The sequence below is a fragment of the Elizabethkingia bruuniana genome (genome assembly GCF_002024805.1).
Taxonomy (GTDB): domain Bacteria; phylum Bacteroidota; class Bacteroidia; order Flavobacteriales; family Weeksellaceae; genus Elizabethkingia; species Elizabethkingia bruuniana.
Genome location: NZ_CP014337.1, coordinates 189,924 through 202,126 on the forward strand (window position 1 = coordinate 189,924; position 12,203 = coordinate 202,126).

General features: G+C 34.1%; 13 protein-coding genes. 6 read left to right on the forward strand and 7 right to left on the reverse strand.

All coding sequences use genetic code 11. The features are described 5' to 3' along the window. Positions 1 to 15 precede the first annotated feature (15 nt). The 5 genes from AYC65_RS00900 to AYC65_RS00920 all read right to left on the reverse strand — a co-directional run bounded on the left by AYC65_RS00900 (position 16) and on the right by AYC65_RS00920 (position 3,504). A complete protein-coding gene (locus AYC65_RS00900; protein ID WP_034868561.1) occupies positions 16 to 678 on the reverse strand; it encodes an HAD family hydrolase in 663 nt (220 codons plus the stop codon). A gap of 95 nt (positions 679 to 773) precedes the next feature. Further along, positions 774 to 2,168, reverse strand: coding sequence for an alpha/beta hydrolase (locus tag AYC65_RS00905; protein ID WP_034868558.1), 1,395 nt, complete (start codon positions 2,166 to 2,168; stop codon positions 774 to 776). A 6-nt stretch (positions 2,169 to 2,174) separates the two neighbouring features. Then, a complete protein-coding gene (locus tag AYC65_RS00910; protein WP_221407295.1) occupies positions 2,175 to 2,753 on the reverse strand; it encodes a YIP1 family protein in 579 nt (192 codons plus the stop codon). A gap of 3 nt (positions 2,754 to 2,756) precedes the next feature. Beyond that, entirely contained in the window at positions 2,757 to 3,155 is a 399-nt protein-coding gene (locus AYC65_RS00915; RefSeq protein WP_034868557.1) for a PH domain-containing protein, read from the reverse strand. 73 nt (positions 3,156 to 3,228) lie between these two features. Then, the gene (locus AYC65_RS00920; RefSeq protein ID WP_034868555.1) at positions 3,229 to 3,504 is read right to left on the reverse strand and encodes a DUF2089 family protein; all 276 of its coding nucleotides are present in this window, start codon (positions 3,502 to 3,504) and stop codon (positions 3,229 to 3,231) included. A 147-nt stretch (positions 3,505 to 3,651) separates the two neighbouring features. On the opposite strand from AYC65_RS00920, the gene speB reads away from it, so the two are divergent. The 4 genes from speB (at position 3,652) to AYC65_RS00940 (ending at position 8,381) form a co-directional block, all read left to right on the forward strand. Next, positions 3,652 to 4,506 carry an agmatinase gene (speB, locus tag AYC65_RS00925; protein ID WP_034868554.1) on the forward strand — a complete coding sequence of 285 codons (855 nt, stop codon included), beginning with the start codon at positions 3,652 to 3,654 and terminating at the stop codon, positions 4,504 to 4,506. 103 nt (positions 4,507 to 4,609) lie between these two features. After that, complete coding sequence (locus AYC65_RS00930) at positions 4,610 to 5,089, forward strand: BON domain-containing protein (RefSeq protein WP_034868552.1); 480 nt, start codon at positions 4,610 to 4,612, stop codon at positions 5,087 to 5,089. Between the two features lie 6 nt (positions 5,090 to 5,095). Then, positions 5,096 to 5,515 (forward strand): SH3 domain-containing protein, encoded by a 420-nt coding sequence (locus AYC65_RS00935; protein ID WP_034868550.1) that lies wholly within the window; start codon positions 5,096 to 5,098, stop codon positions 5,513 to 5,515. Between the two features lie 103 nt (positions 5,516 to 5,618). After that, positions 5,619 to 8,381, forward strand: coding sequence for a TonB-dependent receptor (locus tag AYC65_RS00940; protein WP_034868549.1), 2,763 nt, complete (start codon positions 5,619 to 5,621; stop codon positions 8,379 to 8,381). Positions 8,382 to 8,476: 95 nt separating this feature from the next. Here the strand turns inward: AYC65_RS00940 and AYC65_RS00945 are convergent, their stop codons facing one another. Beyond that, positions 8,477 to 8,917 (reverse strand): GNAT family N-acetyltransferase, encoded by a 441-nt coding sequence (locus AYC65_RS00945; protein WP_034868548.1) that lies wholly within the window; start codon positions 8,915 to 8,917, stop codon positions 8,477 to 8,479. Positions 8,918 to 8,919: 2 nt separating this feature from the next. Next, a complete protein-coding gene (gene panC, locus AYC65_RS00950; protein ID WP_034868545.1) occupies positions 8,920 to 9,765 on the reverse strand; it encodes a pantoate--beta-alanine ligase in 846 nt (281 codons plus the stop codon). Positions 9,766 to 9,876: 111 nt separating this feature from the next. Between panC and AYC65_RS00955 the strand changes: the two genes are divergently transcribed. Both AYC65_RS00955 and AYC65_RS00960 read left to right on the forward strand, forming a co-directional pair. Continuing rightward, complete coding sequence (locus AYC65_RS00955) at positions 9,877 to 10,647, forward strand: glycogen/starch synthase (protein WP_009093112.1); 771 nt, start codon at positions 9,877 to 9,879, stop codon at positions 10,645 to 10,647. Positions 10,648 to 10,675: 28 nt separating this feature from the next. After that, on the forward strand, positions 10,676 to 12,199 hold the full coding sequence (locus AYC65_RS00960; RefSeq protein ID WP_052114649.1) for a DUF4270 domain-containing protein: 1,524 nt from the start codon (positions 10,676 to 10,678) through the stop codon (positions 12,197 to 12,199). Positions 12,200 to 12,203: the final 4 nt, after the last annotated feature.

The following is a 12,203-nucleotide window of genomic DNA, read 5'->3' on the forward strand; positions in this document are numbered from 1 at the left end:
AATTGGCAGCTTTTTTTATTTAAACCATTCTGTGGATGTTTCATAGTGAATCTCATTGTAATCAGAGATAATCTTTTGAGCTTTGTCATACTTTTGATTTTCTGAATGTATACTTTTATAAGCCACACAAAAAATATCAGCAGAATAGGCTGCTTGTATTCCGTTAGTAGAATCTTCTATAACAATGCAATTATTTTTTTCTTCACCTGACATTCCGGCTGCCAGTTCGAAAATTTCCGGATGAGGTTTAGATTGCTTCAGATCAGCACCACTAATTTTTCCTGCAAAATATTTTTCCAGATCAAATCTTTCGAATACCCATTTAATTGTGTTCATACTGGCCGAAGAGGCTAGTACCATTTTTACACCATTCTGATGATAATTTTCAATAAGATTTCTGACTCCGGGAATAAGATCAAAATCAGGATCATTATCAAAAAGATACTTAAAGTTTATCCTTTTTTTATCAGTCAGCTCTTGTGGCGTGTGATTCAGATTGAAAAGAGTGATAAGTTCCTGGCAAACACTCAGTGTCGTTTTTCCGGTAAAGGAAGTAAAAAGCTCTTCACTCACATTAATTCCGAATTCATCAAACATTTTGAAATAAGCTTTTCGATGTAATGGTTCAGTATCTACAATAACACCATCCATATCAAAAAGTACCGCTTTTAAAGGCATAAAAGTTTTTTTGCAAAGTTAAGACTTTCTGTAAATGAGACTCTATATATTATTTAAGAGATCATTAAAGTACTAAAGCGGCCTAAATTATAAACTTACTTTTGATGTTTCTGTATCCAGTTTTTCATAATCTCTAAAGCTTTTGGAGAGAAGGTTTCTTCTATTTCTTCATATTCTTTTGGGCTCCCGGTTTTAGCTGTCTGAAAAAGATGATTAAGCCCGGGAATCTCTAAAACTTCAAAATCTTTATTTCCAGCTTTTGTTAGTGCATTTTTTATAGCCTTTAAATTCTCTTCTGGGGTTATCTGAAGATCCAAGCCTCCATTCAGAGCAAGTACAGGGATTTTTACTTGTATAAGGTATTGCTCGGGAGTTGATTTCAGAAATGAAATCATCCATGGAACCATAGAATTAATTAGAATTTCAGATAGTTGTACTTGTGCTTTCGCCGGGATTTTAGTTGTATTTCGAGCAAAAAACTTTTTTAATTCTTCATGTGCATCTTTGGAAAAATTATGGCCTTTATATTCCCTTACAAATTTGAAGAAAAAACTTTTCACCTTAATATCATCTTCTATTTGCTCGGGAGTAGCTCCATATACTTCATCGATACGCTTATTTTGTAATGTTAATAATTCATTTCCTGGTAGACCGGGACCTGCAAGAAGTATAATGTTCTTAATGTTTTTATTTTTGGCTACAACCATTGGAGCAATTGCTCCGCCTTCACTATGGCCTATTAAACCAATATTAGAAAATCCTTTTTGTACAAGAAAATTAACCGCTGCCATAATATCTGTGGCATAATTTTCTGTTGTATCAGTACTTTTCCCAGGGCTAGATTGTCCTACTCCCCGATCATCCATTCTTAAAGTTGCAATATTGTTATTTCCCAAATAATTGGCAATGACAGCAAAAGGTTTATGATCGTAAAATTCACTATCCCTGTCCTGTTGCCCAGATCCGGTTATAAGTACATATATCGGAATATTTTTGTTATAGTTCTGAGGTGTAGTAAGAGTTCCCGCTAAAAGATTCTTATCTATTGGGTTTGTAATCGTTACTTCTTCTGTATTATAGCTATAGGGAGGCTTTGGTGTTTGCGGACGATTAACTTTTGAAGTTTCTTTTTTATCTGGGCCTTTAAATATTCCCAGAACTTTGTTGTTTTTTGAAAAAGGAACTTTGAAATTTACATTCTGTTTAGAAAATTCGGTATATACTAATATCATTGGAATACCATCTTCTACAGTTTTTTCTGTAGAAATTACTTTTTTATAATCTCCGAACATACCGCTGAGTTGTCCGTTTACCATTTCAAGAACAGATTCCGTCATTTTGTCTTTTACTTCATCATCTTCAAGTTTTATGCTTTCAGCGTATTTTTTAGTAAAAAGGTTGTTAACAAAATCACTTGCGGTTTTCTCTAAATATTGAGAAAAGACTATTTGGCAAAACAATAGTAACATAATAGATAGTTTAGTTTTCATATCATTTTAAAATTTGAGTTGTGGTATAAATATTTGGCAGATCATCAAGGAAACAAAGAATATAAAGACGAAAAGTATAATTTGTGGTAACTTTTTTATGTTGGTTGCTGTTTTGAAGCCATTGAAGAATAAAACAATAGAATAAATTACCAAGGAGATAACAATAGCTGTAATTACAATTATAAATAGTAGGTTTATGATGTATTGATAGAAATTCTCATTTATTCCATCAGAAGAGAAAGCTTTATTCACATCTATAAGATGGGTTAGTAGGAGAATGGGAATATTTATGGCATTAGAAACCAAAATCGTATTGGTAATATCCAAAAAACGAGATCTCCTGTTGAAAATCAATGCAATTAAATAAAGTATTAAAATAATACTGGCAATACTTACTGAGCAATATAATAATGAACTTGTTAATGTTAGAGCTTCTTCAGGGCTGTCGAAGCGCATAAAACTTGTCATTCTATTCTGGGTATAGTAAGAAACAAATGGTGTTAGAATGAAAAAAAGGATTCCAAATAGTAAAAGTTTATATTCAGAATACTTTTCAAATGGGTTAAATAGTGTTTTCCAGTTCATAGTTTAAAAAGTGATATTGGGATTTATTTTTAGTAATTCATTTTTGAACAGATCGAAATCCTTTGGTGAAATAATAATGCTGCCGTTTTTATAAATGATTTCAATTCTTCCGAATATTGAAGGAGCGGGAGATGAAATAGGGTTTTTAGTCTTTTTAACGCTTTTAATATCCGAAATCGGTATTCGGGTACTTCCAAAAATGCTGTTACGGATGATAAGTTCGTTTCCAATAATCCGGTAGCTTATTCCCATAATCAGGATGGATACAAATATTATTGCAGGTACCAGAATCGTAAGAGGAATATAATCCTTGTCAGTAAAAACGAAATAAAGCGGAAAAAGTAAGGGGACAGTTATAAGTATAATAGTTTCCCAACCAATTTTTACAGGGATATTTTTCATAGATTAATATTTTGTTTTTTGGCTGATTGAGCAGCGAATTTGATAGTGTTCTGGTTTATAGATTATGACAAAATTAGGGTAGAGTCTTTTTTAGCTTGCTGATCTTTTCAATAAGATCGTCCATTCTATTACGCATGGTAGGATAAGACAGATTAGCCTGCTTGCTCATCTCTTTTATACTTCCGCTGGAAAGAAAAAAATCCAGGATGAACTGTTGTTCTTCGCGACCAAGCTGAAGATATAATGGAAGTTCATAATTGCCATTTACAGTAGTGTCACAATTAGTACACTTCATTTGACTTACAATCAGGGTCGATTCACAGCTCGGACATACAACAGGGAGTTTCATTTTATTTCTTTTTATTTTAATAAAGTTAAAATTACTTTTAACAAAATTAAAAATAATTTTAAACTATCAAAATGTAATTGTCAATTTTTTTTTCAGGTTCTATTTCTAATTATCTTTGCGGAATAATATTTCAATTTTAATAAAAATATGAGAACATACGCAGGAATCCCTGAAGAGAATGCAACACTGGAAAATTCAAAAGTAATGTTGGTAACTGTTCCTTATGATGGAACTTCAACATGGGGGAAAGGAGCTGATAAAGGTCCCGAGCTCTTTCTTGATGCTTCAGAAAATATGGAGCTTTATGATATTGAAACGGGAACTGAGCCTTACCTGAATGGTGTTTACATGGCAGGAGAAATTTCTGAGAACTCAACACCGGAAGCAATGACTGAGGCTGTTTATCAGAAAACCAAAGAATTGTTGGGTAATGAAGATAAATTGTTTACGCTTTTCGGAGGAGAGCACTCTGTATCTATTGGCTCTATCCGTGCAGTAGGAGAGAAGTATGATAACCTTACCGTTCTTCAGCTGGATGCTCATACAGATTTAAGACCAGATTTTCATGGATCCACTTCGAATCATGCTTGTGCAGTTTTCGAAGCGAGTCAAAAACACAATCTGGTACAGGTAGGTATTCGCTCCATGGATGTTGAAGAAATGGAATATGTACCAAAAGGACAGTGCTTCTGGGCTCATGAAATTGCAACTAATCCAAATTGGATAGACGATGTTTTAGCAAAAGTTTCTGGTAATGTATATATTACAATAGACTTAGACGCCTTTGATCCGTCTATTGCTCCGTCTACAGGTACACCAGAACCAGGAGGTCTGGCATGGTATCCGACATTAGAGTTATTGAAAAAAGTTTTCGAAAAGTGCAATGTTGTAGCTTTCGATATCGTAGAGCTTATGGATAGCCCAATGGCGAAGCCAACAGCTTTCTTATCTGCAAAATTATATTACAAAATGTTAGCCTATTATTTTACGGCTAAAAAGTAATTTTAATTTTTTTTAACAGAATAAAACCTTGTGAGCATAATTTTATTTAATAAATTTACGTTCACAAGGTTTTTTATTATAAACTATTAAATTAATCCAACACATGAAAAAAATTTTGACAACAGCTGCATTGGCTATTCTAGTGTCTACTGTAGCAGTATCTTGTAAAAAGAAAAATAACGATGCTGATTTGCAGACTAAAGCTACAGCTGTAGTTGCAGCAGATCCTCAGGCTAAAGTAGAAGTGAAAGACGGTGTAGCTCACCTGTCAGGAACTTTTAAAGATGCAGCAGCTAAAGATCAAATGCTTGCATCTCTTAAAGCTATCGAAGGTATAAAAGACGTAATGGATATGTCTACAGTCGAGGCACCTGTACAAGTAGAAACAAAAGTTGCTTCTGCTCCTGAAAATCTTCAGAAAGTAAAAGATGCTATAAAAGACTTCCCAAAAGTAAAAGCTGAAGTAGTAAATGGTGAACTTACCGTTAGTGGTGATGTAACCAAAGAAGATGCTAAAAAAATCAAGCAGTCTATCGATGCATTAAAAGTGGGTAAAGTAAACTATAACTATATCGTAAAATAACAAAAGATGAGCGAACTTCAAGATAAATACGCAAGTGTAATTACAGCTGCACAAGGTGCAGGTATCGGCAACTTACAAGTACAAGAACAGGACGGAATCCTTTATGTATCTGGTAGTGCTTCCAATTCTGCAGCTAAAGATGCTGTTTGGAATGCTTTAGGAGTAATAGATCCTAATTTTACAGCTTCAGATATCAATGTAGATGTACAGGTATCAGGTCTTCCTGCAGGTACAAACCTTACGGTAAATACTGAGTCTACTAACCTTAACATTCGTGAAACGCCAAGTACTGAAGGCAATATCGTAGGTAAAGCAGCTAAAGGAGAATTAGTAACTTTAGTAGAGCAAACCAACGGCGAATGGTGGTTGGTAAGAACTAAGGATGGTGAACAAGGTTATGCTTATTCAAGATATTTACAAGCGTAAATCACTATAAAAATAGTTAAAAAGTATTAAAACTAACTCCCGTGCTTGGGAGTTAGTTTTTTTTTATTCTATTTTCGCCTCGCAAACTAATTAACACCTGAATATGAGAAAATTATTTCTACTCTTTATCCTGCTTATGGGGATTTCACACTACGGACAATCACTAAATCTTACAGGTAAAATAGTAGACCAAAGCGGCAAGCCAATTGAAGATGCTACCGTCTATTTACTAAAACAGAAAGATTCATCAATTATTAACTATACCAATTCCGGGAAAGAAGGAAACTTCAGTCTGAAGTTTGATAAAATACAGGAACCTGTATTGTTTAAGGTAAATGCCGAGCAACAAAAAGAGTATAGTAAAATCTATGACAAACTTGAAAGCTCACAAAAACTTGATGTAATAAAATTGATTACGGAGGTTTCCAAAAATATTGCCGGAGTAGAAATTAAAGGTGCTCCGCCAGTAAAAGTAAAAAAAGATACACTGGAATTTAATGCTGCTTCTTTCAAAGTAAAACCAGACGGAAAGGTAGAGGAATTGATTAAATCTTTACCCGGATTTGAAATTAGTAACGATGGTAAAATTACAGCTAATGGTAAAGAAGTGGATCAGATACTGGTAAACGGAAAGCCTTTCTTTGATAAGGATGGTAAAATTGCACTTAAAAATCTGCCTGCAGATTTAATCAAGAAAATTCAGGTAACGACTAGTAAGACAGAAGAAGAAAGGGTAAAAGGAGAGAAAGGGAAGTCTAATAATATGAGTGTAAACCTTACCATAGACGAGAAAAAGAATAAAGGGTTTATGGCAAGAATCTACGCAGGCTATGGATCAGATAAACGTTATGAAGGTAGTGCTATACTCAGTTATTTTAAGAATAATACTAAAATAAGCCTTTTAGCCTCCTCTAATAATATTAACGTTTCCGGCTTTAAAAGTGATGAGGTATACGAAAGTATGGGGTATGGGAGAAATGCCAATCTGATCCAGGGAAATAGTTATGTTCAGGAGGGGAACCGGATCATGGTTTCTTCGGGAGACAACGGCGGTGGTGTTTTACGCTCTACAATGGTTGGAGTTAACTATTCTGATGAACTAGGTAAAGATGCAAGCCTTAATAGTTTAAGTCTGTTATATTCTAAAAATAATAGAGAAACCCGATCGGTATCAGATAGAACCACACTATTAACAGATTATGCACTGAGAACCAAATCTCAGAATTCTGGTGAAAATGATAGCAGTCAGTATAGTTTGGAAAACAGCTTCAGAATAAAACTGGATAAGAATACCAATTTCTATTTATCCAACTCATTCCTTACCAATAACGGAACAAATATTAGTACGGGCGCATCTTCTACCTTCAGGGATGGTACATTGTTAAATGAGAATAATTCCTATAATAAAAATGATTCCAGAAACAATTCCGGACAATCACGAATTTATTTTTCCAGAAAATTAAATGAAAAGGGAAGAAGGGTTGGCTTTAGCATGTCAGGAAGTGCCGGAGAGTTAGTGAATGATAATCTGATTAAATCCGAAACACTCTTTAATCAGGATCCTGATAAAAATGATATCAGAAATCAGAGATTATATAGTAAAAATCTTAACAACCGTTATGATATTTCTGCTGATTATGCAGAACCTGTATCGGATTCAGCAAAAGTATCTTTAAGCATGGGCTATAGTACATCTTATAATCGCAATAGCAGAGATGTAAATGATTTTAATTCTGTGACAGGAGATTACTCGAAATTTAATGTTGATTTATCTAATAATATGCGTCAACAAAATAATTCTCTTGTTCCCGGGATTGGCTATGAAATGAATAAGAAAAATCTTAATATCTGGGCATCTACAAATCTTAATATCTCGCAAATGGATGTTAATGCCCGCTACAACGGACAGGATTATCAGCTGAATAAAAATTTTGTTCTTCCAGAGTTTAATTTTAATATTTGGGGGAATAAGAACGGAAAAAACATGTCAATGTATGTAAGAAGTAGCTATGATATTCCTTCAGCAATGCAGCTGACTCCTTATGAAGATAGATCCAATCCATTAATTTCTTACAAAGGAAATCCGGATCTGAAGAATACCTGGAGGTTTTATGGAAATATGTATTATAGCAAATACAATCAGCTGAAAAATACAAATCTATACTTCAATGTTAATTTCAATTATCAGGATAATGATGTTACCAATAACCGTCATTTTAATAAAGAGACAGGTGGACAGGAAATTACTTATATAAATGTGAGCGGAAACAAAAGTGTTTATTTCGGATCAGGATATACCAAGACCTATAAATGGAAAGATAATAAACTAACCTTTGGCCCACGTATAAGTGTTAATCATAGATTTACCAATGGTTTTGTTGACGGAGACAGATATACAAGTGCAGCTTACTCAGTAACTCCGGGAATTAATTTGACATATGAAATTAAAGACAAGATGACGATAAAACCATCTTATTCCCTAAGCTATAACCAGACAGATTACAAAAACTATGTATTGGATCAATCGCACACCACAAGCAATGTTTTCAGCCTGCAGTCTATCAATTATTTCGGAAAGAATCAGGATTTTACAATAGAGAATAATTTTACATATACGACTAATACTAATATTGCTCCGGGCTTCAAAAAAGATTTCTATTTCTGGAATGCCAGTTTGGGTTATACTTTCCTTAAAAAGCAAATGACTGCCAAGGTAATGGTTTATGATGTACTAAATCAGAACCAGAGTGTGAAAAGAGTAATTACAGATACTTATATTGAGGATCGTGAAGACCTTATTCTGAAAAGATATGTAATGTTTACACTTAGTTATAAGTTTAACAAATTTGGTAGCAAGAAAGGTTAAAACTAAAGAAAGAAAATAAAAAAATGGTCAGATTTTTTCTGACCATTTTTTATGTTTTTATAAGTCTTGAAAGAGACAATAAATCTATAGTTAGACTATGGTGCCCAATAATAAAAATTAGATTCTGTATCTAATTGAAAATCGGTTTTAGGATATAAATTGTTTCCAACCCTATTTGTTTTCGACGTTTCCAGAGAGAGCTGGCAAGCTCCGGTTTCTCTGCATAGCTCTTTTGCCTTATCTATCAATGCTACAGAAATACCCTTTTGGCGATATTCTTCTTCTACATAAAGATCATTCAGTATCCATAGTTTTTTCATTCTTGTGGAAGAAAACAATGGGTACAATAGGGTAAAGCCTACAACCTTTTGATCAACTTCAGCAATGTAAATCACTGATTCATTCCGGGAAATTCTTTCTTCAAGAAAAGATTTCGCTGTTTCATAATCTGCTGTTTTTTTGTAAAAATCTCTGTATTTTTCAAAAATAATCGTTAGAGATTCCAAATCATGAAGTGTTGCAAGTCTTATTTCCATGGTTAATCCAGATGCATATTATCAATTAACCTCACTTCACCTACAAATACAACAATAAATGCTCTATAGCTCTTATCCTTATAGAAAAAGTCAGTTTCCTTGAGTGTTTCTTCATCTGCAATCAGAAAATATTCTAATTCGTAGTCCGATTGTTCAAAAATTTCTTCAACCCGTTTTTTTATTTCCGGAATGCTTATTACCCGGAACCATTCATTAACCTTTACTAAAGTTTTGTAAATAAGTGTAGCTCCTTCGTTTCTTTCGTCTTCAGATAAACGAGCGTTTCTGGAGCTTAAAGCCAAACCATTTTCTGCTCTGTAAATAGGCACGCCATGGATATTAATCGGAAATTTTTCTATCTCAACAAGCTTTTTAATAATAGCCAGCTGCTGATAATCTTTTTCTCCAAAATAAGCATTATCAGGTTGTACCTGACGGAATAATTCCGAAACTACAGTTCCTACACCATCAAAATGACCCGGACGGAATTTTCCCTCCATTTCATTTTCAATACCACCAAAATCATAATGTTTGCTTTCTGCTTTTGCAGGGTATATATCTTCAATAGTTGGAATATAAACAGCATCTACACCTGCTTTTTCAAGCATTGCAATGTCATTTTCTTCAGTACGGGGATATTTCTTCAGATCATCAGGATTATTAAACTGTGTAGGGTTTACAAACACAGACGAAATTACGATGTCATTATCCTTTCGTGCTTCTTTGTATAAGGACATGTGTCCATCGTGTAAAGCTCCCATTGTTGGGGCAAAACCAATCTTTTTACCTTCTTTTTTTACTGCTGCAATATAATCGCTGAGACTCTGGCGATTGCGGAGAATTTCCATATTCTGAAATTTGAGCAAAATTATTAAAAAATGTTAATTAAAATGTATTACTGGAAAAAGTTGTATTTTTGTAAAATTAACCATCTTAATTACTACTAGAGAAAGATTATTATGCCGAACCAGAAAATTCTATACGTCACTTCCGAGCTATTTCCGTACCAAGAAGACAGTAACATGGCTACGATGGTGAATAAGATGGCCTTGAGAATGTACAATGACGGAAATGATGTTCGTGTTTTCATGCCAAGATTTGGAATGATCAGCGAGCGTAAATTTCAGCTTCACGAAGTGATTCGTCTATCAGGGATGAACATCATCATCAACGACCTTGACCAGCCTTTGTTAATTAAAGTTGCCTCTTTACCAAACGAAAGAATGCAGGTGTACTTTATCGATAACGAGGAATATTTCAAGAGAAAACAACTTTATTTCGATGATGAAGGAGTCGCTTTTTCAGATAATGACGAGCGCGCAATTTTCTTCGCAAGAGGAGTTATCGAAACAATTAAAAAACTAAACTGGGTACCGGATGTTATCCACCTGAATGGCTGGATGGCTTCATTCATTCCGTTATACCTTAAAACGTTCTATAAGAACGATGACTATTTTAAAGATACTAAGCTTGTTGTTTCCATCTACAATGAGAAAGATGCAGCCTTTGAAAATAATATTGAAGAAAAACTAAAATTTGACAATATCGAAGGACTTACTGCGTTAGATAAACCAAGCTTCAGAAAATTTGTCGGAGAAAGTCTTCAGTTAGTAGATATTGTACTGAAAGGAGATGAATCTTTGGAAGATGATCTGGAATCTATGTATACTGGTACTACATCCGACAAAAAGGATTTTGTAAGTGCCGACGCTATTAACCAAGTGTACTAAACCAAGTAGCCAATTTTTGATATAAATAATGAAGAAAATAAAGATAATCGCTAACGTTTGTTTTGTTGCGACTATAGGTCTGTTTACGCTGACTTCTTGTGAAGCTGATGCTGATAACCTGGGAAGCCAGTTCTTAGATGGTAATGCCGCAAACGGACAGGAATTAAGTTATGATGTTATCGCATATAATATAGATAATAAAGATTCTATACGTAGTGATTCCAAAAATTTGACTAATGCTATTTTAGGAGCATTTGATGAACCTGTATTCGGGATGCACAAGGCTGCCTATGTTACACAATTGCGTCCTTCTGCTTATGGTACAGATTTCGGAACTAATCCAAAAGTGGACTCTGTAGTATTGCAAATTCTTCCAAGCTATGTAACAGATTCTGTTACAACAACAACTACTACAATTAACAAAGTTTCAACAGATCAGGATTCTACAAAAACAGTTAATACTTATCCGTTGACAAAATATGGAAGATCTAAAATAGGTGGAAATCCTGTGAAATTTACAGTAAGAGTAGCTGAAGTTGGAGATTTCCTTTATGACAATGCCACAACAGTTTTTTCTAATAAGACTGTTACCGAAGTAACTCCTTTAGGTTCTAAAGTAATTAATGGTAATGTGAGTGGTGTGAAAATTACCAAAGTAGGAGATAACTCGGAACTACTTAGTAGAGATCCTGGAATCAGAGTTTCTTTGGATAAAAATTTCTTCCAGAATAAAATTATAGCTAAACAAGGGCAAAATGTTTTAAGTGATGCTGCATCTTTTATCAGATATTTCCGTGGATTAAGACTTTCAGTTGACGAGAATGATGGATTCTTATTCAACCTTAATCCGAATACAATGTCTGTTACAATGTATTATTCCAATGATGTTACAAAAGATAATACAACTACAAGGCAAGCTAATACTTATACATTCGATTTAGGCTCTTCAAATACCCATTTCAGTCAGTTTACATTTACAAGACCATCAGCTTACACAACAGCAATGGGGAATGTTAACAAAACAACGGGTGATACCAAATTATATCTTCAGGGAGCTGGTGGTAATGGTGCTGAATTTGTAATTCCTGCATCAACTATCCAGGCATTGAAAAATATATATACGCAAAACAAAGCCGGAATATTGACTGCTAAAATCAGATTGTATTCAGATGCTAATACATGGAAAAGTGTTTTTGCAAAACCTTCTACTTTTACAGTACTCCAGAAGGATATGAAACAGTTTATGGATGACCAAGCTGCATTGGGTGGAGCTGGCTATATCCGAGTAAAAGCGACTGATCTGGATAAGAACCCTGCTTATTATGATATTACGATTACCCAGACGGTAAAAAATATCGTAGAGAAAGATGCTGAAAATAAACCTATTGTGATTAATGTTGGTGACTTTACAACAAATTCACAAACAGGAGCACTTTTAGGATGGAACTATACCTCAAGAGCTTATACACCAAACAGAGTTGTATTAGTTGGAACTGATCCTGCAAATACAACACAAAAAGCTCAGCTGAAGGTTATTTACACTAAAAAATAAAAAC